This is a genomic window from Nonomuraea sp. IBHARD001, assembly GCF_056106265.1.
In genome coordinates this window covers 5917779-5942982 of record NZ_JBWBBW010000002.1, presented here as the reverse complement: position 1 = coordinate 5942982, position 25204 = coordinate 5917779, and the positions used below count along the sequence as shown (strand labels likewise).

Below are 25204 nucleotides of genomic sequence, written 5' to 3'. Positions count from 1 at the left end.
TCGATGTCCTTCGAGACAGGGGTGGTGATCCACGGGCAGGACCTGCCCGTGGCCGAGATGATCGAGCGGGCCAGGCTCGCCGAGAAGATCGGCGTCGACGCGGTGTGGCTGGTGCAGCTGCCCAGCCTGCGCGACAGTGCGGCCGTGCTGGCCGCACTGGCCTGTTCGACCGAGCGCGTCACCATCGGGGCGGGCGTGCTGCCCTTCTACACCCGCCCACCTGTCACGATGGCCCAGACCGCGCTCACCGTCGACGAGCTGTCGGGCGGGCGTTTCGTGCTCGGCGTCGGCGGCGGGCACCGGGTGACCGGCGAGTGGATGCTCGGCGTGCCGATGGGCCCGCCCGTGGAGTCGATGCGGGAGTACCTCTCGATCGTCACCTCGCTGATCCGCGAGGGCGAGGCGCACGTCACCGGCTCGTGGTTCAGGGCGCATGCCGTGTACGCGGCGCCCAGGCGTCCTGAGCTGCCGGTCTATCTCGGCGCTTTCGGGCCGAGACTGGCCGAGCTCGCCGGTGAGTTCGGCGACGGGCTCATGCTGTGGATGTGCACGGCGCCCTACCTGCGCGACGTCGTCATGCCGGCGCTGCGCGAGGGCCTGCGCAAGGCCGGTCGCACACTCGACGGCTTCCCCGTCGTCGCGATGGTGCCGGGCGCGGTGTCTCAGGACCTGCCGGGCGACCGCGAACTGCTGCGCCGCTACCTGGCCGCGTACGCCCGCGTCCCCACCTACCGCACGATGTACGGCAGGAGCGGCTTCGGCGCCGACCTGGAACGCGGCGTGGTCGGCGACGAGATGCTCGACGGCATCGCCGTGCTCGGCGACGAGCAGGCCGTGGCCGCCATGGCACGGCGTTACCGCGAGGCGGGCGCGACCCAGGTCGTCATCACGCCGATGGCCTCGGCGCACAACGACAGGGCCCTGTTCGCGCGTACCGTCGAAGCCTTGGTCGCCCCGTGACGCCGCAGCCGCTGGGCGCCGAGCCCCAGGACGAGGGCGCCTGCGCCGCGTCGAGCGGGCCGGGGGCCGACTGCGGGCTGCACGGCCCGGTGCTGGCCATGGCCGGGCGGGCGCCCGACGCCGTCGCCGTGGTGTGCGGCGGCGAACGCCTGACCTACGGCGAGCTCGGCGCGCGGGCCTCGGGGCTGGCCCTGCGGCTGCGGGCGGCGGGCTCGGGGCCCGAGGACGTGGTGGCGGTCTGCGTGCCGCGAGGCGTGGGGCTGCCGGTCGCACTGCTCGGCGTCCTGCAGGCGGGCGCGGCCTTCCTGCCGATCCCCGCCGACTTTCCCGCCTCGCGCGCCCGCGCCGTGGCCGAGGACGCGGGTGTGCGCAGGGTCGTCGCCACCGAGGAGACGGCCGGGCGCTTCCCCGGCCTGACGGCCGTCGCACTCGAAGGCGAGGACGCCGCGCCGGCCCCGATGGCCGTCGACTCGCTCAGCGCCGCCTACGTGATCTACACATCGGGCTCGACCGGCACGCCGAAGGGCGTGGTGGTGCCGCACCGGCCCGCGTCGGCGCACATCAGGTCGATGACCGCCAAGCTGGGGCTCAGCAGGCGTGACACCGTGCTGCAGCTGGCGGGGGAGTCGGTGGACGTCGCCGTCGAGCAGCTGTTCACCGCGCTGTTCGCGGGCGCGGCCGTCGTCATGCGCGGGCCTCGGCCGTGGGGGGTCACCGAGCTCCGCCGTACCCTCGACCAGGACGAGATCACCGTCGCGGACCTGCCGGCGGCGCTGTTCGCCGAGCTCGTGGCCGAGGAGCGGCCCTTCCCGACCGGGGTGCTGCGGCTGCTCAGCGTCGGTGGCGAGCAGTTCCCGTCCGCGGCGGCCAGGCGGTGGTCGACCGACACGCTGACGCTGCTCAACGCCTACGGCCCCACCGAGGCCGTCATCACCGCGACCACGCACCGGGTGACGCCCGACGGCGACAGGGTGCCGATCGGCCGTGCGGTCGGCAGGCGCAGGCTCGCCATCATGGACGCCGAGCTGCGCGAGGTCAGAGGCGAGGCGGGCGGCGAACTGCACCTGGGCGGCGACCTGCTGGCCAGGGGCTACCTCGGCCGCCCGGCGCTCACCGCCGAACGTTTCGTCCCCGACCCGGCGGGCCCGCCGGGCGCCCGCATGTACCGCACGGGCGACCTGGTACGGCGCCGCCCCCCGCACGGCCTGGAGTTCCTCGGCCGCACCGACGACCAGGCCAAGATCCACGGGCACCGCGTCGAGCCGGGCGAGGTGGAGGCCGCGCTCGACGCCCATCCCGAGGTGACGCGGTGCTGCGTCGTGCTGGAGTCGGGGCGGCTGGTCGCCCATCTGGTCGCCGCCGACACCACCAGCCCGCCCGGGGTCGGCGAGCTGCGCGACTGGCTGGCGCTGCGGCTGCCGCCGTGGATGATCCCCACCGGCTGGCACGCGCACGACAGGCTCCCGCTGACCGAGGCCGGGAAGATCGACAGAGCCGCCCTGCCGCGCTCGCCGATCGAGTCCGAGTCGGTGGGCGAGCCGCAGACGCCCACCGAGCACCTGCTCACCGGCATCTGGCGTGAGGTGCTCGGCCTGGAGCGCGTCGGCACGCGTGACGACTTCTTCCGGCTCGGCGGCACCTCGATCGGCGCGATCAGGGTGCTCGCCGCCCTGCGCGCCGCGACCGGGGCCGAGCTGGAGCTGCACGACCTGTTCACCGGCAGGACCGTCGAGGCGCTCGCCGCGGTCGCCGACGCCTGCACGCCCTGCACGGGGGAGCGGGAGGCGCCGAGCGCCGACGGCGAGGCGCCGCTCACGCTCATGCAGGAGCAGATCTGGTTCCACGAGCAGTCCTCGCCCGGCAACATCGCCTACAACGCGCCCACCACGTTCACCCTGCGGGGCCCGCTGGAGCACGCCAGGCTCGAACACGCGGTGAGCAGGCTCGTCGAACGGCACGAGGTGCTGCGCACGACGATCGAGACCGGCGCGGACGGCGTGCCCGTGCAACGGGTGCATCCGCCCTACGCCGTGCGCATCCCCGTCGTGGAGTCGAGCGCCGACGAGGTCGAGGCGCTGGTGCTGGCCGAGGCGCGCACGCCGTTCGAGGTGGCCAGGCTGCCGCTGGTGCGCTGGACGCTGCTCAGGCTCGCGCCCGGCCTGCACGAACTCGTGCTCGTCGAGCACCACCTCGTGCACGACGGCTGGTCGTTCGCGCTGCTGACCCAGGAGCTGTCGGCGCTCTACCGGGGCGAGGAGCCGGGCGATCCGGCGGGCGGGCGGCTGCGCTACACCGACTTCGCCCGCAGGCAGCGCGCGCGGGCCGACGGCGAGCGCCTGGCGTACTGGAGCGAGCGGCTGAAGGGCGCCGACGACGAGCTCGGCCTGGCCCTCGACCGGCCGCGCCCGGCCGAGGCCGCCTACGCCGGCGGCGTGCACCGCGTCGAGCTGCCGCCGTGGCTGTGCGAGCTGGCCCGCGAACGCAGCAGGGCGAGCGGCGTCACCCTGTTCGCCACCCTGCTGGCCGCCTATGTCGCGCTGCTGCACCGGGCCGGAGGCAGGCAGGACCTCTGTGTGGGCTCCGCCTTCGCCAATCGGGCCGCGCCCGGCACCCAGGACGTCATCGGCATGTTCGTCAACCCGGTCGTGCTGCGCTTCGACCTGTCCGGATCGCCGGGCTTCGGGGCGCTGGTCGAGCAGGCCGCCGCTGTCACGCTCGGCGCGCACGCCCACCAGGACGTCGCCTTCACCCGGGTCGTCGAGGCGCTCGCGCCGATCAGGACACCGGGCCGCAATCCGCTGTTCGCCGCCATGTTCAACATGGACGACGCGCCGCTCGGCCCCATCGACCTGGGCGAGGTCGAAGGCACGTACCTGGAGCGGCACAACGGCACGGCCAAGGTGGACCTGTCGGTGCTGGCCGTGCCCAGGGCCGAACGGCAGACCGGGCTGCCGCCGGACGAGCGCGACCGGCGGATCACGATGATCTGGGAGTACCGCTCCGACCTGTTCGACGCCGGGAGCGTCGCCAGGCTCGCCGCGCAGTACGAACTCCTGCTCGCCGCGGCGCTCGCCGACCCCGGCACGCGGATCGCCGAGCTGCCCCTGGGCGGTGCGAGCGCACCCGGCAGGCGCCCGTCGTCCACGCCGACGCCCGTGCTGGCGCTGTTCGAGGGGCATGCCGCCGCCAACCCGGACCGGCCGGCCGTACGGCTGGCCGGTGGGGGCGCGCTCACCTACGGGGAACTGGACGCCGGGGCCGAGCGCGTCGCGCGGGTGCTGCGGGCCAAGGGCGTCGGGCCGGAGGACGTCGTCGCGCTGTGCCTTGAGCGCGACCTGCGGCTGCCCGAGCACGTGCTCGGCGTGCTCAAGGCGGGAGCCGCCTATCTCCCGCTCGACCCGGACTGGCCGGCCGACCGGATCGCGTCGCTGGTCGAGGCGGCGGGCGCGGTGCTGTTCGACGACCTGGAGGGCGATCCCGGTCCCTCGTACGGCGGCCCGCAGCTGCCGGGGCACGCCGCCTATCTCATCGGCACCTCCGGCTCGACCGGCGAGCCGAAGCCCGTGGTGATCAGCCGTGGCGCACTCGCGGCGGAGTACCGGGCCTGGGCCGAGGCCTACGCGCTCACCCCGGCCGCGCACGCCAGCCTGGCCTCGTTCGCCTTCGACGTGTGCACGGGCGACCTGGTCCGCGCCCTGGCCTCGGGCGGCACGCTGGTCATCTGCCCGAAGGACGTCGTGCTCGATCCCCGCAGGCTGTACGAGGCGCTGCGCGACAACGACGTGCGTTACGCCGAACTGCTGCCTTCGGTGGCCAGGCTGCTGGTCGACCACTGCGAGGCCGAAGGCCTGTCGCTCGGCTTCCTCACACTGATCGCGGTCGGCGGCGAGCCGTGGACCGCCGCCGAGCACGCCGCACTGCGCCGCGTCGCCGGGCCAGGCACCCGGGTGCTCAACGTCTACGGCGTCACCGAGGCAACCGTCGGCAGCACGCTGTGGGAGGGCGAGCCCGTCGGCGGCTCGGCCTGGCTGCCCGTCGGCGGCGGCCTGCCCGGCGTCGGGGCCCGCGTGCTCGACGCCTGCCTGCGGCCCGTGCCGCCCGGCATCGCCGGGCAGATCCACCTGTCCGGGCCGACCCTCGCCAGGGGCTACCACGGCATGCCGGGCCGTACGGCCGAGCGTTTCGTACCCGATCCCGAAGGGGCTCCGGGTGAGCGGCTGTATGCCACCGGGGACCGGGGGCGGCTGCGGGGCGACGGGGCGATCGAGTTCCTCGGACGAGGCGACCGGCAGGTCAAGGTACGCGGGTTCCGGATCGAACCAGGCGAGATCGAGACGGTGCTGCGCTCGGCCGAAGGGGTACGGGACGCCGTCGTGCTCCCCGCCGGGGAGGAAGGCGGGCGGCTGGAGTCGCTGGCCGCCTTCGTCCTGGGAGAAGGGAGCGTGCGGGGGGAGTCGCTCACCGACTGGCTGCGGGCGCGGCTGCCCGCGCACCTGGTGCCGCAGACGATCACCGTGCTCGACGCCTTCCCGCGCACCCCGACCGGCAAGATCGACAGGTCCGCGTTCGCCGTGCCCAGGCCGGAGGGGAGCGGCGCGCGGCACGTCGAGCCGAGGGACGAGACCGAGCGGCTGATCGCCGCCGTGTTCGCGGAGGTGCTCGGCACGCGGGTCGGCGCCTTCGACGACTTCTTCGCACTCGGCGGGCACAGCCTGCTGGCCGCACGCGCCGGGGTCAGGCTGCGGGCCGCGCTCGGCAGGGCGGTGTCGGCGGGCGACGTGCTCGCCGCGCCCAGTGTGGCGGCGCTCGCCCGGCGGGTGGCCGCGATGGACGAGGCGGCCGAACAGGGGCCGGGCGTGGTGGACCGGGCCGCCTTCCTGGTGTCCTGGGACGCCTTCGACGAGGTCGGGGAGGCGCCTCGATGAGCGAGGCCGTCGCCGTGCCCGCCTCCTTCGCGCAGGAGCGGTTCTGGCTGGCCGAACAGCTCGCGGGCGGCGCGGCGCCCTACAACCTGCATCTGGCGACCGAGCTCGTGGGACCGCTCGACGTGCCCGCCTTCCGGGCCGCGCTGGGCGCCGTCGTCCAGGCGCACGAGGCGTTGCGCACGACGTTCAGGACGATCGGCGGGCGGCCGTACCAGGTGATCGCCGACACCGTCGAGGTGCCGTTCGAGGTCGTGGACGTGCGTGAGGAGGAGGTGGCGGGCCGGGCGGCCGGGCAGGCCAGGCGCAGGTTCGACCTGGCGGCCGGGCCGCTGCTGCGCGCCGAACTGTTGCGGGTCGGGCCCGAACGCCATGTGTTGACGCTGACCGTGCACCACACCGTGTGCGACGGCTGGTCGCTCGGGCTGATCCTCGCGGAGATCGGCGCGCACTACCGGGGCGAGCCGCCGCCCGCGCCCGCCCTGCAGTACGCCGACTATGCGATCTGGCAGCGCGAGCAGGCCGGGCGTGGCGCCTTCGACGCCGCTCTCGCGCACTGGAGGAGTTCGCTCGACGGCGCTCCGGCCGTGCTCGACCTGCCGTTCGACCGGGCCAGGCCGCGCGTCGGCCGCAACGAGGGCGCGCTCGTCGAGCTCGGTCCGCTGCCCGAAGGGCTGGCCGCCCTGGCCGTACGGGAGCGGGCGACGCCGTTCGCGGTGACGCTGGCGCTGTTCGGGCTGTGGCTGCACCGCCTGACGGGGGAGCGCGACGTGGTCGTCGGCACCGTGCACGCGGGACGGGACAGGCCGGGCACCGAGCGCGTGGTCGGCTGCCTGGCCAACACGCTGCCGCTGCGGCTGGCCGTACGGCCGGACGAAGGGTTCGGGGCGCTGGTGCGGCGGGCCGCCCATGTGGTGCGGGAGGCGCACGAGCATGGCGGAGCGCCGTTCGACCAGGTCGTCAAGGCGGTCAATCCGGTGCGGGGACTCGGCCATCATCCGGTGTTCCAGGTCATGCTGGACGCGGAGCCTGGCGCCGGGCTCGAGCTGCCCGGCGTCGAGGCGAGGCCCGTGACGGTGCTGGACCGGCGGGTGTCGCTGTTCGACCTGAGCCTGACGATGACGTCGTCCGGGCTGGTCTGCGAGTACGACACCGCCCTGTTCGACGCCTCGACCGTGAACGCCCTCACCCGGTGCCTGGGGACGCTCGCGCGTGCGGTGCTCGCCGAGCGCGATCGGGCGGTGGGCGAACTGCCGCTGCTGGACGAGCGGACGCGCGAGCGGGTCATCGGCCTGGGATCGGGGGGGCCTGTCGTGGGCGGGGCCGGTGTCGAGGTGCCGGGCGGGGCGGCCGTCGAGGCGGAGGGGGTGTCGCTGTCGTGGGCCGGGCTGGAGGCGGCCTCGGCCGCGCTGGGCGCCGAACTGGTCGCGAAGGGCGTGCGGCGAGGCGCGCTGGTGGCGTCCGGGTGCGGGCGGTCCGCGGAGGCGATCGTCGCCATCCGGGCGATTCACCGGGTGGGCGCGGTCTACCTGCCGGTGGACCCGGCCCAGCCGCAGGCCAGGCTGGCCGCCCTGCTGGAGGCGTCGCGGCCCGCCGCCGTCGTCACGACCGAGGCCCACGTGGGGGCGTTCGCCGCTTGGGACCCGCTGCTCGTGTGCCTGGGCGAAGGGCGTGCGGCTTCGGCGCCCGCCTGCGCCGTCGATCCGGGCGAGCTGGCCTATGTCATGTTCACCTCGGGCTCGACCGGCGGGCCCAAGGCGGTCGAGGTCACGCACGGCGGGGTGGCGGCGTACGCGTCGGCGCACGGCCGGGCGCACGGGCTGGTACGCGGGGACCGGGTGCTGCAGTTCGCCTCGCTCGGGTTCGACCTCAGCGCCGAGGAGATCTTCCCGTGCCTGGCGGCGGGCGCCACGCTGGTGATCGGCTCGCCGGACATGCTCGACGGTCCGGCCGCCTTCCTGCGGGCCGTCGAACGGCTCGGTGTGACGGTGGCGCATCTGTCCACGTCGTTCCTCGTCTCGCTGACCGAGGCCGCCGAGGCGTCGGGCGTGCCCGCGACGCTCAGGCTCGTCGTGATCGGCAGCGAGCCCGCCGACCCCGCCTCCCTGGCCCGCTGGCAGGCGGCGGCCCCCGGCGTACGGCTGGCCCACGTCTACGGCGTCACCGAGGCGAGCATGGTCTCGACGATCGCCCCGCTCGGCCGGGTGCACGCCGACGGCGGCCGGGTGAGCGTCGGCACGCCCATCGCCGGCACCGAGGTGCACGTGCTTGACGCCCGCATGGAACCCGTGCCGGACGGCATGCCCGGCGAGATCCACATCGGCGGCGCGGGCCTGGCCAGGGGCTACCGGGACGAGCCCGGCCGTACGGCGGCGAGGTTCGTCCCGCATCCCTTCGCCGCCGGAGGCCGCCTCTACCGCACCGGCGACCTGGGCCGTCGCCGCGCCGACGGGTCGCTGGAGATCGTCGGCAGGCTCGACCGCCAGATCGGCCTGCACGGCCTGCGCATCGAACCGGGCGAGAGCGAGGCGGCGCTGCGCACGCACCCGTCGGTCGCCGACGCCGTCGTGACCGTCAGGCAGGAGCGCCTGACCGCCTATCTGGTCGCCGCACCGGGTCAGCCGGTCGCCTCCCCCGACGCCCTGCGCGAGCACGTGGCCGCACTGCTGCCCAGGCATCTCGTGCCGGTCGTCCACGTGTGGATACCGGAGGTGCCGAGGACGGGCAGCGGGAAGGTCGACCTGTCGGCGCTGCCCGATCCCGGGAGGCGGTCGGCGCCGCCCCGGGAGCTGAGCGGCGCCACGCAGCACGCGCTGGCCGAGATCTGGCGGGAGGTGCTGGCCGTCGAGGCGGTCGGCGCGGACGACGACTTCTTCGCACTCGGCGGGCACTCACTGCTCGCCGGGCAGGTCGCGGCCAGGCTGCGACGGCGTTTCGGGGTGGCGGTGGGTGTCGCGCTGGTCTTCGAGCACCCCCGCCTCGCCGACCTGGCCTCGGCGGTCGACCGGGCCGCCCCGGCGCGTACGGCCTCGCGCATCGGCACGGTGTCGACGGGCAACGCACTGCGCTCGGCCGTCGGCGAGGGCGCCGAGCTGGACGCGCTGCTGCGCGAGCTGGGGGTGAGCGGTCATGAGCGATGAGCGCGCCAGGGTCCTGCCGGTGTCGTGGGCGCAGCGGCGGTTGTGGTTCGTGGATCGGCTGGGTGGGTCGGCGTATGGGGTGGTGGTGGGGTTGCGTTTGGTGGGTGGTTTGGATGTGGGGCGTTTGGTGGGTGCGGTGTCGGGTGTGGTGGGGCGGCATGAGGTGTTGCGTGCGCGTTTTGTGGGGGTGGAGGGGGAGCCGGTGATGGTGGTGGAGGGGGGTGGTGGGGTGGTGGTTGAGGTGGTGGAGGGGGGTGTGGGTGATGTGGAGGTGGTGGGTGGTGATCTTGAGGTGGGTCCGGTGGTGCGGTTCTGGCTGGTGCGGGAGTCGGCGGGTGTGCATGTGCTGGTGGTGGGGGTGCATCACATCGTGTTCGACGGGTGGTCGGAGTCGGTGCTGGTGCGTGATCTCGCGGCGTTGTACCGGGGGGAGGAGCTGGAGCCGCTGAGCGTCGGCTTCGGCGACTACGCGGCCTGGGAACGCGAGCAGGGCGTCGACCCCGAAGGCCTGGCCTACTGGCGGGAACGGCTGGCCGGGGCGCCGGCGCTGATGGGCATGCCGCTGGACCGGCCGCGACCGGCACGCCGGACGGGCGCGGGGCGCAGGAGTGCGTTCGGGCTGTCGGCGGGCGAGGTCGAGGGGCTGACCTCGGTGTGCGCGGCGTCGGGCGCGACCCTGTTCATGGGGCTGCTCGGCGCGGTGAACGTGGTGCTGGCCCGCTCCTGCGACACCACCGACGTCGTCGTCGCCACCATCACGTCCGACCGTGTGCTGCCCGAGCTCGAAGAGCTGATCGGGTTCTTCGTCAACACCGTCGTGCTGCGCACCGACCTGGGCGGCGATCCCGGCCTCGCCGACGTGGTGGCCAGGTCGCGCCGTACCGTGGTCGGGGCGCTGGCCCATCAGGACGTGCCGTTCGACCGGGTCGTGGAGGAGTGCGCGCCGCAGCGGATCGCGGGCGTCACGCCCTACGCGCAGGTGGCGGTCATCGTGCAGAACACGCCCGAGCCCGCCGCGCGGCTCGACGAGCACGTGCGGGTCGAGCCCGTCCCGATGCCGGTGCGTAGCGCCGCCTTCGACCTGTCGCTCCAGGTGTGGCGTACGGCGGACGGCGGGCTCGACGGGTTCGTCGAGTACTCCACCGAGCTGTTCGACCAGGCCACCGTCGACGGGTTCGCCACGGCGCTGCGTCAGGTCGTGCGGGCGGGCGCGGCCGATCCGGCGCTGCCGTACTCCAGGCTGCCGCTGACGCCGCCTGGCGCCGCGGCCGACGAACCGCCGCCGCTGGCGCACTGCCTGCACGACCTGATCGCGGAGCGGGCCCGGCTGCGGCCGGACGCCGTGGCCGCGACCTGCGCGGGCGACGAGCTGACCTATGCCGAGCTGGACGCGCGGGCCGACGCGCTGGCCGGGCGGCTGCGGGCCGAAGGCGTCGGGCCCGAGTCCGTCGTGGGCGTGTGCCTGCGGCGCTCGCTCGACGTGCCGGTCACGCTGCTGGCCGTGCTCAAGGCGGGAGCCGCCTATCTGCCGCTCGAACCCGACTACCCGCAGGAGCGCCTGGCGTACATGCTGGCCGACTCGGGGGCGAAGATCGTCGTGACCGACGCGCCCGAGCGGGTGCCCGGCGGGCTGCTCACGCTCGCGCCCGGCGACACCGCGCCGCACGCGCCCGGTGAGCCGGTGCTCGCCGACCCCGAGTCGCTGGCCTACGTGATCTACACCTCGGGCTCGACCGGACGGCCCAAGGGCGTCGCCGTCTCGCACCGCGCGGTCGCGTGCCGGGTGCTGGAACCGGCGTGGCTGCCGCTCGGCGAGCACGAGGTGTTCATGCTCGCCACGCCGCTGTCGTTCGACGTGTCGGTGCTGGAGCTGTTCGGCTGCCTGGTCAACGGGCACACGCTGGCCATCCTCCCGGCGGGCAAGGCGCTGCCCGAGCGGGTGGCCGCCTTCCTCGCCGACGAGCCGGTCACCGTGGCCTGGCTGACGGCGGCGCTGTTCCACGCGGTCGTCGACTGCGCCGAACGCCCCTTCCCCGCCGTGCGCCATCTCATCGCCGGAGGCGACCAGCTCTCGGCCGACCACGTGCGCAGGGCCCACGACCTGGTGCCTGGCGGCCGGGTCGTCAACGGCTACGGCCCCACCGAGGCCACGATCTTCAGCACCGTCTTCCCCGTACCGCACGGCCACGAGGGCAGGGTGCCGATCGGCCACGCGCTGCCCAGCACCGGGGCGCACATCGTCGACAGGCGGCAGGAGCCGGTCCCGGCGGGAGTCGCCGGCGAGCTGCTCGTCTCGGGCGAAGGACTGGCCAGAGGGTACCTGGGCAGGCCCGCGCTGACCGCCGAACGCTTCCTGCCCGACCCGCTCGGCAGGCCGGGCTCCCGCATGTACCGCACAGGCGACCTGGTACGGCTGCGCGACGGCGGCACGATCGAGTTCCTCGGCCGCGCCGACCAGCAGGTCAAGATCCGGGGCTTCCGCGTCGAGCCCGAAGAGGTCGAGCAGGTGTTGCGCAGGCACCCCTCGGTCAAGGACGTCGTGGTGACCGCACCGCACCACGACGGCGACAGGCGGCTCATCGCACACGTCGTGCCCGCCGGGCCGTGGCCGGGCACCAGCGACCTGCTCGTGCACTGCAGAGCGGTCCTGCCCGACTACATGGTCCCGGCCGTCTTCGTCACGCTGGAGGCGTTGCCGGTCAGCCCCAACGGCAAGGTGGACAGGGCGGCGCTGCCCGACCCCGGCACCGGCAGGCCCGACCTCGAAGGCGGTTACGTGCCGCCGCGCGGGCCGGTGGAGACGGCGCTGGCCGACATCTGGACGGGCCTGCTCGGCCTGGACCGGGTCGGCGTGCACGACCACTTCTTCGACGTCGGCGGGCACAGCCTGCTGGCGGGGCGGCTGCTGGCCCGGGTGCGCAGGACGTTCGCACGGGAGGTGCCGCTCGCCGACTTCCTCGCCACCCCGACCGTGGCGGCGCTCGCCACGCTCGTCGAACAGCGCCTTGAGGGCGAGACCAGGCCGCTGCTGCCCGCCGGGCACGACGGCACGGTGCCGCTCTCGCTCGGTCAGCGGCGGTTGTGGTTCGTGGATCGGCTGGGTGGGTCGGCGTATGGGGTGGTGGTGGGGTTGCGTTTGGTGGGTGGTTTGGATGTGGGGCGTTTGGTGGGTGCGGTGTCGGGTGTGGTGGGGCGGCATGAGGTGTTGCGTGCGCGTTTTGTGGGGGTGGAGGGGGAGCCGGTGATGGTGGTGGAGGGGGGTGGTGGGGTGGTGGTTGAGGTGGTGGAGGGGGGTGTGGGTGATGTGGAGGTGGTGGGTGGTGATCTTGAGGTGGGTCCGGTGGTGCGGTTCTGGCTGGTGCGGGAGTCGGCGGACGTGCATGTGCTGGTGGTGGGGGTGCATCACATCGTGTTCGACGGGTGGTCGGAGTCGGTGCTGGTGCGTGATCTCGCGGCGTTGTACCGGGGGGAGGAGCTGGAGCCGCTGACCGTCGGCTTCGGCGACTACGCGATCTGGGAGAGGCAGAACGGCGTCCCCGAGGCCGGGCTCGCCTACTGGCGTGGCCGGCTGGCCGGTGCGCCCGCCGTGATGGCGCTGCCCCTGGACCGGCCCAGGCCCGCCCATCCCACGGGCGCGGGCGGGCGGGTGGCGCTGCGCTTCGCGCCCGAGGTGGTCGCGGGGCTGCAACGGGTGTGCAGGAGCGCCGACGCCACCGTGTTCATGGGGCTGCTCGGCGCGCTCAACGCGGTGCTGGCCCGGTGCTGCGACACGAGCGACGTCGTCGTCGGGACGTTCACCTCCGACCGGGTGCTGCCGGAGCTGGAGGAGCTCATCGGATTCTTCGTCAACACCGTCGTGCTCCGCACCGACCTGGGCGGCGATCCCGGCTTCGCGCAGATCGTGGCCCGCTCGCGCGAGACGGCCGTCGGGGCGCTGGCCCACCAGGGCGTGCCGTTCGACCGGGTCGTGGAGGAGTGCGCGCCGCAGCGGATCGCGGGCGTCACGCCGTACGTGCAGGTGGCGCTCGTCGTGCAGAACACGCCCGAGCGGCTGGGGCGCCTGGACGAGGACATCGTGATCGAGGCCGTGTCGATGCCGGTGGACAAGGCGGCGTTCGAGCTGTCGATCCAGGTGTGGCCGGAGGAGGACGGCGGGCTCGACGGGTTCGTCGAGTACTCCACCGACCTGTTCGACCGGGCGAGCGTCGAAGGGCTCGCCGACGCGCTGCACCGGGTGGTCGAGGCGGGCATCGCCGACCCTTCGACGCCGCTGTCACGCCTGCCGCTGGCCGCACCGCGACCGCTCACTGGCCGGTCGGCCGCGACGGACGGCACGATCGCCACGCTGATCGCCGCCCAGGCGGTGGCCACACCGCAGCGCATCGCCTTCGCGACGGCGACCGAACGGCTCACCTACGCCGACCTCGACCGCCGTGCCCGCGCGCTGGCCGCCGTCCTGCGCGCGCACGGCGCCGTGCCCGAGTCGCCCGTCGGCGTGCACCTGCCGCCCGGCCTCGACCTCGCCGTCGCCGCCGTCGCCGTCCTGTACGCCGGAGCCGCCTACCTGCCCCTGGACCCGGCGCTGCCGCACGAGCGCATCGCCCACCTGCTGGCCGACTCCCGCACGGCCCTCGTCGTCACCGACCGGCCGGCCGTGCTGCCGGACGGCGTGCGCACGCTGGAGCCAGACCAAGAGGGGGAGGGGCTGGAGCAGATCGGGGCCGCCGACCCCGACGCGCTGGCCTGCGTGATCTACACCTCGGGCTCGACCGGCAGGCCCAAGGGCGTGGCGCTCACCGGCAGGTCGCTGCTCAACCGCCTGACCTGGATGACGGCCGCCGTGCCGTTCGGGCCGGGTGAGGTGTCGGTGCTGAAGACCTCGATCGCCTTCGTCGACGGGCTGTGGGAGCTGTTCGGGCCGCTGATCGGCGGCATGCCGACGCACATCGCCTGCGCCGACGCCGCACGCGACCCGCGCAGGCTGGTCGACGAGCTCGCCGAAGGCAGGGTCACCAGGATCCTGCTGGTGCCCTCGCTGCTGCGGGTGCTGCTGCGCGTGACACCCGACCTGGCCGACCGGCTGGCGCACCTGACGACCTGGGTGAGCAGCGGGGAGGCGCTGACCAGGGAGCTGGCCTCGGCCTTCGCCGAGCGGATGCCCGGCCGTACGCTGCTCAACCTCTACGGCTCCTCCGAGGCGTGGGACGCGCTGTGCACCGAGGGCGACCCCGACCTGGCGCCGGGCGCGACCGCGGGCGTGCCGGTCGGCGCGCCGATCACCGGCGTACGCGCCCAGGTGCTCGACCGCTCGCTCAACCCGGTGCCCCAGGGCGTGCACGGTGAGCTCTACGTCGGCGGCCGATGCCTGGCCAGAGGCTATCTGCACCGTCCGGGCCTGACCGCCGACCGCTTCCTGCCCGACCCGGCGGCGGCGGGCGAGCGCATGTACCGCACCGGCGACCTGGCCAGGGTCAGGGCCGACGGCCAGATCGAACTGATCGGCAGGAGCGACCACCAGGTCAAGATCCGGGGTGCCCGGGTCGAACCCGGCGAGGTCGAGGCCGTGCTGGCCGAACTGCCGGGCGTGCGCGAGGCGGCGGTCGTCGCCGTGCACGACGACCAGGGGCGGACGAGCCTGGCCGCACACGTCGTCCGCACCGGCGGCGGCCCGGCGCGCGAGCTCAAGGCCGCCCTGGCCAGGCGCCTGCCCTCCCACCTGGTGCCCGCGACGTTCACCGCGTGCGACGCGCTGCCCCGTACCCCGACCGGGAAGATCGACAGACGCCTGCTCGCCGAGGCCCGCCCCGCGCCCGAGCACGCGAGCCGGACGGGCGACGAACCCGCGACCGACCTGGAGCGGCGCATCGCCGCCGTCTGGACGGCCGAGCTCGGCAGGCCGGTCGGCGTGCACGACGACTTCTTCGACGTCGGCGGGCACAGCCTGCTCGCCCCCGTCCTGGTCGGCAGGCTCTCGGCCGAGCTGGCCGTCGACCTGCCGATCAGCTGGGTGTTCGACCATCCGACCGTGCACGCGATGAGCAGGTCGCACGAAGCTGGCTGGAGAGACGATGAGTGATCCGAGGAACCCCTGGCTGGCCAGACTGCGCCCGGCGGCCGACGGCGCGACCAGGCTCATCTGCCTCCCGCACGCGGGCGGCGGCGCCGCCACTTTCCGCGAGTGGGTCGACGAGCTGCCCGCCGGGGTCGACCTGTGCGGGGTGCGGCTCCCGGCCAGGGAGAGCAGGCTGCGCGAGAAGCCGCACGTGCGGATGGACGAGCTCGTGCCCGCGCTCGCCGAAGGCCTGGCCGACGTGCTCGACGAGCCCTACGCGCTGCTCGGCTACTGCTCGGGTGCGCTGGTCGCCTACGAGCTGGCCAGGTATCTGAGCGCCGTCGGCAGGGCGCCCGAGCTGCTGGCCGTGTGCGCCTTCCCGGCGCCCGCGCTGGTCGAGCCCACCAGCGTGCACGCCCTGCCCGCCGACGAGCTGGCCGCCCATCTGCGCGGGCTCGGCATCATCCCGGACGTCATCCTGGCCGACAGGGGGCTGTTCACCATGTTCGAGGCCGGGGTGCGGGCCGACTACGAGGTCATGGAGACCTGGACGCACCGGGCGGGCGAGCCGCTGCCCGTGCCGATCACCGTGCTCGGCGGCGACGCCGATCCCAGTGTCACCGTCGAGGAACTGGCCGCCTGGCGTGAGCGCACCTCGGGCAGGTTCACGCTCAGGGTCTTCCCCGGCGACCACTCCTTCTTCACCGCCGAGCGCCGCCGTATCGTCCGCGCCGTCGCCGCCGACCTGGCCGACGCGCGTGAGGAGGCGGTGACCCGCCGATGACCACGACACCGCCGCCGCTGTCGGACGTCAAGCGCCGCCTGCTGGCGCGCCTGGCCGCCGGGGCGCAGTCGGGCCCGCCGCCGCCCAGGGTCACGCCCAGGCCGGACGGCTCCCCCGTGCGCCTGTCCTACGCCCAGGACCGCGTCTGGCTCATGGACGGACTGGCCGGCGACCTGCCGCTGTTCAACCTGGTCATCGCCGGACGCCTGCCGATCGAGGTCGACCACGCCGAGCTGAGCGAGCGGCTGGCCGCCGTCGTCGCCAGGCACGACGCCATGCGCATGTCGGTCACCGAGGCGGGCGGCGAGCCGTACCTTCGGATCGCCGACGCCGTGCCCGTGCGCATCCCGCTGGTCGACCTGTCGGGGGCCGAGCCCGGACAGGCCGAGCGGCTGGCCTTCCAGCACGCCTACGACACCGGCATGCGGCCCTACCGGCTGGAGCGTGCGCCGCTGTGGCGGGTCGAGCTGGTACGGCTCGGCCCGGCCGACCACGTGCTGGTGATCGCCGCGCATCACATCGCGATCGACGGCACCTCGCTGACCCTCATCCTGCGCGAGCTCGCCGGGATCCAGGAGCCGCCCCTGCCCGTGGGGTACGCCGACTTCGCCGCCTGGCAGCGCGGCCAGGTCGAGGGCGGCGGCTTCGACGCCGAGCTGGCCTACTGGCGCGAGCGGCTGGCCGGGCTCGAACCCCTCGAACTGCCCGCCGACCGGGTGCGCCCGGCCAGGCCGAGCTACCGGGGCGACTCGCTGCAGGTGCTGCTCGACCCGGCTCTCGCCTCGGCGGTGTGCGCGATCGGCAGGGCGGCGGGCGCGACGCCGTACATGACGGTGCTCGCGGCCTTCTGCGTGCTGCTGCACAGGTACACGGGCACGCGTGACGTCGCGCTCGGGGCCTTCGTCTCGGGACGCACCGAGCCGGAGTTGCACGACCTGATCGGGATGTTCACGAACATGATCGTGGTACGGGCCGACCTGTCCGGAGAGCCGGGCTTTCGCGAGGTGGTGGCGCGGGTCAGGCAGGCGCTGCTCGGTGCGATGAGCCACCAGAACGTGCCGTTCGAACGGCTGGTCAGACAGCTGCGCGGCGACTTCGACCGGTCGGCGCCGCCGCTGGTGCGCGTCGCCTACAACATGCCGGCCGAGGCGGGCGCGCTGCCCGCGATCGGCAGCACGCTCCCGCTGGACATCACGCACAGGGGCTCGCAGCTCGACCTCACCCTGCACATGATCGAAGAGGCGGGCACGATCAGGCTGACCTTCGAGTACGCCAGCGACCTGTACGACGCCGCGACCGTCGAGCGGCTCAGCGCCCACCTGCTGCTCCTGCTCGAAGGCCTGGCCGAGGCGCCCGACGAGCCCGTCGCCCGCATCCCCATGACGCCGGAGGACGAGCACCACGCCGAGTCCGGGCCGCGCAGGGCGAACCCGGGCCTGCTGCACGAACTCGTCGCAGACCAGGCCAGGCGCACGCCCGACGCCACCGCGGTGATCGACGGCGAGCGCCACGTCTCCTACGCCGAACTGGAGGCCGACGCCGACGCGATCGCCAGGGGGCTGCGCGCACGCGGCGTCGGCCCCGAGACCCTCGTCGGCGTGTGCCTGCGCCGCACGGCCGATCTGCCCGCCGCGCTGCTCGGCGTGTGGAAGGCGGGCGGCGTCTACGTGCCGCTCGAACCCGGCCAGCCGCCCGAGCGCCAGGCCGCCATGCTCGAAGGCGTCGGCGTCGTCGTCACGTCGCCCGACCTGCGGGACGCGCTCGACCTCGGCGAACGCCACGTCGTGCGGCCCGGCGCCGGGGCGTGGACCGAGGGCGAGACGCCGGACCCGGGACTGCGGCCCGGCAACGCCGCCTACGTCATGTACACCTCCGGCTCGACCGGCAGGCCCAAGGGCGTCGTCGTCACCCAGGGCGGCATCGCCAACCGCGTGCTGTGGACCGTGCGACGGCACGGGCTGCACGCGGGCGACAGGGTGCTGCAGAAGACGCCGGTCACCTTCGACGCGGCGGGCTGGGAGTTCTTCGCCCCGCTGGTGTGCGGCGCGAGCGTCGTGCTCGCACCCGAAGGCGCCGAACGCGACCCCGGCGCCCTGGTCGCGGCCGTCGCCGAGTACGGCGTGACGGTGCTGCAGGTGGTGCCCGCGCTGCTGCGCATGCTGGTCGCCGAGCCCGGCTGGGAGCGGTGCGGCGCCCTGCGGCTGCTGTTCTGCGCGGGGGAGGCGCTGCACGGCGAGCTGCGGGCCCGGGTGGGCGAGCTGAGCGACACGGCCGTGTGCAACACCTACGGCCCGACCGAGTGCTCGATCGACGTCACCTTCCACGACGCCGTCGAGCAGGCGGGACCCGTCCCCATCGGCACGCCGATCGACAACATGCGCGTGCTCGTGCTGTCCGACGGCGCCAGGACGCCTTCCGGCGCGGTCGGCGAACTGCACGCGGGCGGCGTCGGCGTGGGCAGGGGCTACCTCGGCGACCCCGCGCGCACGGCCGAGCGCTTCGTGCCCGACCCCTACGGCCCGCCCGGCTCACGCCTGTACCGCACCGGCGACCTGGCCAGGTGGAACGGCGACGGCGTGCTGGAGTTCCTCGGCAGGACCGACGACCAGATCAAGATCAACGGTGTCAGGGTGGAGCCGGGAGAGGTCGAGGCGGTGCTCGCCGCCGACCCCGACCTGCGCGCGGCCGTGGTGACGGCACGCCGGATCCCGGCGGGTGCCACCAGGCTGGTCGCCCACGTCATCGTGCACGAGGCCGCGGACCCGCACGAGCTTGCGGCCAGGTTACGGACGCGGCTGCGGGCCAGACTGCCCGAGGCGATGATCCCCTCGGTGTTCGTCGAACTGGCCGCGCTGCCGAGGACCACCAGTGGCAAGGTCGACAGGCAGGCGCTCGCCTCGGCCGAGCTGCCGCAGGACACCGAACCGCGCACACCCCCGCGTACCCGGGCCGAGCTGGCCGTCGCCGAGGTGTGGGCGGAGCTGCTCGGGGTGAGCGGGGCGGCGGTCGAGGACGACTTCTTCCGGCTCGGCGGGCACTCCCTGCTGGTCGCCAGGCTCGCCTCCCGGTTGCGCGAGGTCACCGGAAGCCAGGTGCAGCTGGCCGAGCTGTTCGCCGCCACCACCGTCGGGGCGCAGGCCGCCCTGCTGCGGGAGCACGGCGAAGGACGCCAGACGCCGCTCACCCGCGTGCCGCGCACCGGCCCGCTCGAGCTCTCCTTCGGCCAGCGCAGGCTGTGGTTCCTCGACCGGCTCACCCCGCACAGCGCCGAGTACGTCGTCCCGCTCGCCGTGCCCGCCGGGCCGGGCGGTCGCGAGGGCGTGCTGGCCAGGCTGCGGGCGCTGGCGCTCCGGCACGAGGCCCTGCGCACCAGGTACGTCTCCGGCGGCGGCGAGCCGTACGCCGTGGTCGACGTCGAGGCGCGCGTGGAGCTCGCCGAGTGCGCGGCGGACTCGGCCGAGCAGGTGACGGCGCTGGCCGGGGCCGAGCTGCGGCGCGGCTTCGACCTGGAGGCCGGACCGGTGTGGCGGGCCCTGCTCGTCGTGCTGCCCGACGGCGGCGACCTGCTGCTGCTCACCGTGCACCACATCGCCTGCGACGCCCGCTCGCTGCGGGTCATGGCCGCGGACCTGGGCGCGGGCGGGCCGCTCCCCGCGACTCCCGGCGGGCTCGGCTACGCCGACTTCGCCGCCTGGCAGCGGCAGGCCCTCCAGGGCGAACACCTGGAGCGGCTGCTCGCCCACTGGCGCGAGCGCCTGGACGGCGTGGCCAGGATCGACCTGCCCGCCGACCGGCCGAGGCCCGCGCTGCGCGACGCCTCGGGTGCGATGCTCGCCTTCGACGTGCCCGCCGCCGGGCTGCTCGAACGCGGTCGCCTGGCGGGCGCCACCCCGTTCATGACGCTGCTGGCCGCATTCGGCGTGCTGATCGCCAGGCACACCGGGGCCGACGACCTGCCGATCGGCGTGCCGGTCGACGGGCGGGACCGGCCCGAGCTCGACGACGTCGCCGGGTTCTTCGTCAACACGCTCGTCCTGCGGGCCGACCTGAGCGGCGACCCCTCGTTCGGCACGCTGCTCGGCCGGGTGCGCGACCTGACGCTGGACGCGCTCGCCCATCGCGACCTGCCGTTCGAACTGCTCGTCGACGAGCTGCGACCCGGACGCGACCTGTCGCGCAACCCGATCGTGGATGTGCTGTTCGACCTGCAGAGCGGCCAGGACCCCGACGGCGGGCCCGACGAGGGCGGCGCGCTCGACGCCTGGCGCACGGCCAAGGCCGACCTCACCCTCATGGTCAGGCTGCGCGGCGACGGCACACTGAGCTGCCGGTTCGAGTACGCCACCGCGCTCTTCGACGCCGCGACCGTCGCCAGGTTCGCCGCCAGGTTCACCCGCCTGGCCGAAGCGCTCGCCGTACACGAAGGGCCGGTGTCCACGGCTCCGATGCTGGACGCGGCCGAGATCGCCCTGCTGGAGGAGCACGGGCGGGGCGCGACGCCCGTGCCCGAGCCGCCGAGCCTGCTGCACGAGCTCGTCACCGCGCAGGCCGCGCGCACGCCCGACGCGGTCGCGGTGCGCTGGGCGGGCGGCGAGCTCACCTATGCCGGGCTGCTCGCCCGCTCGGAGGCGCTCGCGGCCAGGCTGCGCGCGGTGGGGGTGCGCAGGGGGGACGTGGTCGCCGTGTGCCTGGCGCGCGGGCCGGGACTGGTGCCCGCGCTGCTCGCGACGCTGCTCGCGGGCGCCGCCTACCTGCCGCTCGACCCGGACGACCCCAGGGAACGGCTGGCCTGGCTGCTCGCCGACACCGACGCCGCCGCCGTCGTCACCGACCTGCCCGACCGGCTGCCCTCCCGGCTGCCCGTCGTCGCGCCCGACGCCGAGCACCGGGGCGTGTGGCAGGACCCGCCGCCCGTCCTGCCCGGCGACCTGGCCTACGTCATCTACACCTCGGGCTCGACCGGCACGCCGAAGGGCGTCATGGTGGAGCACGCCGCCATCGTCAACCGGATCCGCTGGATGAGCCGCGCCTACGCCCTCGGGCCCGGCGATCGCGTGCTGCAGAAGACGCCGGTGACGTTCGACGTCTCGGTGTGGGAGTTCTTCTGGCCGCTGGCCACCGGTGCGACGCTGGTGATGGCGCCGCCCGGCGTGCACCGCGACGCGCGTGAGCTGGCGGCGCTCGCCGATCGCGAGGGCGTCACGCATCTGCACTTCGTGCCGAGCATGCTGGAGGCGCTGCTGGCCGTGGTGGCGCGCGTGCCGCCGAGCGTGCGCGAGGTGTACTGCAGCGGCGAACGCCTCACCGCCGCCACCGTCCGCGCCTTCCGCGAGCGCTCGGCCGCACGCCTGCACAACCTGTACGGCCCCACCGAGGTGTCGGTCGACGTCACCCACCACACGACACGGCAGGCCGACCCGGTGCCGATCGGCGTGCCGATCGACGCCATGCGGGCGTTCGTGCTCGACGGCTCGGGCGAGCTCGCGCCGATCGGCGTGCCGGGTGAGCTGCACTGCGGCGGCGTCGGCGTGGCCAGGGGGTACGTCAACCGGCCCGGCCTGACCGCCGAGCGTTTCGTGCCGGACCCGGGCGGCGGGCCGGGCGCGCGGGCCTACCGCACGGGCGACGTCGTGCGCTGGAACGGCGGCGGCGAGCTGGAGTACCTCGGGCGGACCGACGACCAGATCAAGATCCACGGCGTCCGGGTGGAGCCGGGCGAGATCGCCGCCGTCGCCGTCACCTTCCCCGCCGTGCGCGAGGTCGTGGTCGGCGCGGTCGGCGAGCGGCTGGTCGCCTACTATGTGCCCGCGTTCGGCGAGCCGCCGCGCACGCCCGATCTCGTCGCGCACTGTGCGCGCAGGCTGCCCGCCTCGATGGTGCCCGCCGTGTGGATCCCGCTGGAGCGGCTGCCCGTCGGCCGCAACGGCAAGCTCGACCGGGCCGCGCTGCCCGCGCCCGAACCCGTGGCCGTCGAGGGCGACAGGCCGCCGCGCAGCCCTGCGGAGAAGCGGATCGCCGCGGTGTGGGCCGGGCTGCTCGGCCTGGAGCCGGGCGCGCACCAGGACTTCTTCGCACTCGGCGGGCACTCGCTGCTGGCCGTGCGCGCCCATCACCTGTTGATCGAGGAGTTCGACGTGGAGCTGCCGCTCCGCCTGCTGTTCGAGGCCACCACGGTGGCGGCGCTGGCCGCCGCCGTCGAGGGCGAGCTGGAGGCGCAGATCGCCGGTCTGTCCGACGCCGAGGTGGAGACGCTGTTGTTCCAGGGAGCCCGCGATGACTCATGACACCTCACGCGACACCGTCGCCGAGGCCGCACGCTCGGCCGAGCTCAGGCGCGAGCTGCTGCGCAGGCGACTGGCCGGGGCGCAGGGCACGGGCAGGCGGCTGCCACGCGCCGACACCTCGGGCCCGGTGCCGCTCTCGCCGGGGCAGCGCCGGCTGTGGTTCCTCGACCGGCTCGACCCCGGCAGCGCGCTCTACGCCGTGCCGCTGGTGCTGCGACTGCGGGGAGCGCTCGACGCCGAGGCGCTGCGCGGGCATCTGGCCACGCTGGTGGCCAGGCACGAGACGCTGCGCACCCGCTACCTGGTCGTGGCGGGCGAACCACACCAGGTGATCGACGAGCCGGGCCCGATCCGCGTCCCGATGGCCGAGCTCGGCGGCAGGTCGCTGGAGACGGCGATCGCCGACGAGGTGTGGCGGGGCTTCGACCTGGCCTCGGGGCCGCCGTGGCGGGCGCTGGTGCTGCGAGAGGGCGCGGACGAGCACGTGCTGGTGCTGACCGTGCACCACATCGCATGCGACGGGCGCTCGCTGGAGATCCTCGCGGGCGAGCTGGCCGTCCTGCTGGCCGGAGGCGAGCCGGGTCCCGCGCCCGCCGCACGCTATGCCGACTTCGCCGCCTGGCAGGCGGCCCTGCCGGTCGAAGGGCGCGAGCTGGACTACTGGCGGCAGCGGCTGGCCGATCTCACACCCGTCGAGCTGCCCGCCGATCGGCCGCGTCCCGCGCGGCGCAGCGGCGCCGGTGCGATGGCCGTGTTCGAGGTGGGACAGGCGAGCGCCACGGCGCTGGCCGCGTTCGGCAGGCAGCGTGGTGCGACGCCGTACATGACCTTGCTGGCGGTCTACTGTCTGTGGCTGGCCCGGCTGTCGGGGCGGCGCGAGGTGACGGCGGGCACGCCGGTCGCGGGGCGGACGCGGGCCGAGCTCGACGACGTGGTCGGGTTCTTCGTGAACATGGTGGCGTTGCGCGTCGACCTGTCGGGGGAGCCGACGTTCGGCGAGCTGCTCGACCGGGTGCGTGAGTGCGCGCTGGCCGCGTTCGCCCATCAGGGGCTGGCGTTCGAGCGGCTGGTGGGGGAGCTGCATCCCGATCGCGACCTGGGGCGCAATCCGCTCTTCCAGCACGTGTTCGCCTACGAGGAGGCGGCGGGCGGCGGGCAGGGCGGGCCGGAGGTGCTGCCGGTGGCCTCGCGCACCGCCAAGTTCGACCTGCAGCTCACCCTCGTGCGCGGGCCCGACGGCGGCCTGATGGGCGCGCTGGAGTACGCCACCGACCTGTTCGACGCCACCACGGCCGAGTCGATGGGCGCACGCTTCGCCCGGCTGCTCGACGCGGTCGCCGCCGATCCCGAGGCGCGCATCGGCGAGCTGGGCGTCCTGGAGGAGGCGGAGCGGCGCACGCTGCTCGGCTGGAGCGGCGAGGGCGAGCCGGAGCGGCAGGCGCCCGACGTGGTGGCCAGGTTCGAGGCGCACGCGCGGGCCACGCCGGACGCGCTCGCCCTGGTGGCGGGGAAGGACCGCCTGACCTACCGCGAGCTCGGCGAACGGGCCGGACGGCTGGCGCACCGGCTCACCGAGGCGGGCGCCGGTCCGGAGAGCCGCGTCGGCGTGTGTCTCGGACGGGGGGCCGACCTGGTGGTCGCGCTGCTGGCGGTCGCCAAGGCCGGAGCCGCCTACGTGCCGCTCGACCCGGCCTGGCCCGCCGCCAGGCTGGCCGCGCTCGTCGCCGACGCGGGCGTCGAGCTCACCGTCACCGCACCCGAGCACGCCGCCTCGATCCCCGGCCCGCTGCTGCTCCCGCCGTTCGACGCGGGAGCGGCCGGGCCGCCCGCCGCCTGGGATCCGGCCAGGCTCGCCTACGTCATCTACACCTCGGGCTCGACCGGCAGCCCCAAGGGCGTGCTCGTCACCCATGCGAACCTGGCCAGGCTGTTCACCGCCGACGCCGCCCGTTTCGCCTTCGGCCCCGGCGACGTGTGGGCGATGTGCCACTCCCCGGCGTTCGACTTCTCGGTATGGGAGATGTGGGGCGCGCTCGTGCACGGCGCCACCCTCGTCGTGGTCCCGCACGAGGTGGCACGCGACCCCGACGACCTGGCCCGCCTGCTCGCCGACGAACGCGTCACCGTGCTCAACCAGACGCCCACGGCCTTCGCCGCACTCGCCGCCCGAACCCCGCACGCGGACCTGCGTATGGTGATCTTCGGCGGCGAACGCCTCGACGCGGCCACCCTGCCCGCCTGGCCGGGCGTCGAGCTGGTCAACATGTACGGCATCACCGAGACGACCGTCCACGTCACCAGGGCGAACCTCACGGCCGGGGAGTCAGGCAGCCCGATCGGCCGCCCCCTGTCCGACATGCGAACCCACGTCCTGGACAGGTTCGGCGACCTGGCGCCCCAAGGCGTGCCTGGCGAGCTGTACGTAGGCGGCGACGGCGTCAGCAGAGGCTACCTCGGCAGGCCCGGCCTGACCGCCGAGCGCTTCGTCCCCGACCCCTACGGCCCGCCCGGCTCCAGGCTCTACCGCTCGGGCGACCTGGCCAGGTGGCGGCCGGACGGCGGCCTGGAGTTCGCCGGGCGCGCCGACCAGCAGGTCAAGATCAGGGGCTATCGCATCGAGCCCGGCGAGGTCAGGGCGGCCCTGCTCACGCATCCCGACGTGGCGGACGCCGCCGTCGTCGCCCGCGAGGACACACCCGGCGTGCGGCACCTGGTGGCCTACACGGTCTCCCCGGTCGAGGGGGAGGCGCTGCGCGCGTATCTGCGCACGACGCTCCCGCACCACATGGTCCCGCACGCCGTGCTCGCCGTGCCCGCACTGCCGCGCACCGCCACCGGCAAGCTCGACACGGCCGCACTGCCCAGACCGTCCGGCCGTACGGGCGCGGCCCACGTGCCCGCCTCGACGCCTGCGCAACACCGGATGAGCGAGATCTGGCAGCAGGTCCTCGGCCGGGACACGGTCGGCGTGCGCGACGACTTCTTCGCACTCGGCGGCGACTCCATCAGAGCCGTCGCGCTCGTCGGCGCCCTCCGGGCCGAAGGCTTCGACCTGGCCGTGC

Annotated in this window: 7 protein-coding genes (1 of these 7 running past the window's edge); all 7 read left to right on the top strand. The window is 74.7% G+C overall.

The window, feature by feature from the left end:
* The first annotated feature begins 3 nt into the window (after positions 1-3).
* Tightly spaced (each overlapping or abutting the next), the 7 genes in view from ACTWNK_RS29100 to ACTWNK_RS29070 form a layout consistent with a single transcriptional unit that may run on beyond the window.
* Positions 4-960, top strand: a complete 957-nt coding sequence (locus tag ACTWNK_RS29100; protein WP_474307734.1) for an LLM class flavin-dependent oxidoreductase — start codon at positions 4-6, stop codon at positions 958-960.
* Positions 957-5885 (top strand): amino acid adenylation domain-containing protein, encoded by a 4929-nt coding sequence (locus tag ACTWNK_RS29095; protein WP_474307733.1) that lies wholly within the window; start codon positions 957-959, stop codon positions 5883-5885. The genes ACTWNK_RS29100 and ACTWNK_RS29095 overlap by 4 nt, the downstream gene beginning before the upstream one ends.
* Positions 5882-9022, top strand: a complete 3141-nt coding sequence (locus ACTWNK_RS29090; protein WP_474307732.1) for an amino acid adenylation domain-containing protein — start codon at positions 5882-5884, stop codon at positions 9020-9022. The genes ACTWNK_RS29095 and ACTWNK_RS29090 overlap by 4 nt, the downstream gene beginning before the upstream one ends.
* Positions 9012-15098 carry an amino acid adenylation domain-containing protein gene (locus ACTWNK_RS29085; RefSeq protein ID WP_474307731.1) on the top strand — a complete coding sequence of 2029 codons (6087 nt, stop codon included), beginning with the start codon at positions 9012-9014 and terminating at the stop codon, positions 15096-15098. Before ACTWNK_RS29090 ends, ACTWNK_RS29085 begins: the two co-directional genes overlap by 11 nt.
* Positions 15091-15858 (top strand): thioesterase II family protein, encoded by a 768-nt coding sequence (locus ACTWNK_RS29080; protein WP_474307730.1) that lies wholly within the window; start codon positions 15091-15093, stop codon positions 15856-15858. Before ACTWNK_RS29085 ends, ACTWNK_RS29080 begins: the two co-directional genes overlap by 8 nt.
* Entirely contained in the window at positions 15855-22142 is a 6288-nt protein-coding gene (locus tag ACTWNK_RS29075) for an amino acid adenylation domain-containing protein (RefSeq protein WP_474307729.1), read from the top strand. The genes ACTWNK_RS29080 and ACTWNK_RS29075 overlap by 4 nt, the downstream gene beginning before the upstream one ends.
* On the top strand, positions 22132-25204 hold the 5' portion of the coding sequence (locus ACTWNK_RS29070) for a non-ribosomal peptide synthetase (RefSeq protein ID WP_474307728.1). 6251 nt of this gene lie beyond the right edge of the window; the window shows 3073 of its 9324 coding nt (coding positions 1-3073); it begins with the start codon at positions 22132-22134; its stop codon lies off the right edge, out of view. Before ACTWNK_RS29075 ends, ACTWNK_RS29070 begins: the two co-directional genes overlap by 11 nt.

Coding starts and splice junctions, on each gene's coding strand:
- ACTWNK_RS29075 (WP_474307729.1), top strand. CDS start 15,855: ATGACCACGACACCGCCGCCGCTGTCGGACGTCAAGCGCCGCCTGCTG.
- ACTWNK_RS29080 (WP_474307730.1), top strand. CDS start 15,091: ATGAGTGATCCGAGGAACCCCTGGCTGGCCAGACTGCGCCCGGCGGCC.
- ACTWNK_RS29100 (WP_474307734.1), top strand. CDS start 4: ATGTCCTTCGAGACAGGGGTGGTGATCCACGGGCAGGACCTGCCCGTG.
- ACTWNK_RS29090 (WP_474307732.1), top strand. CDS start 5,882: ATGAGCGAGGCCGTCGCCGTGCCCGCCTCCTTCGCGCAGGAGCGGTTC.
- ACTWNK_RS29085 (WP_474307731.1), top strand. CDS start 9,012: ATGAGCGATGAGCGCGCCAGGGTCCTGCCGGTGTCGTGGGCGCAGCGG.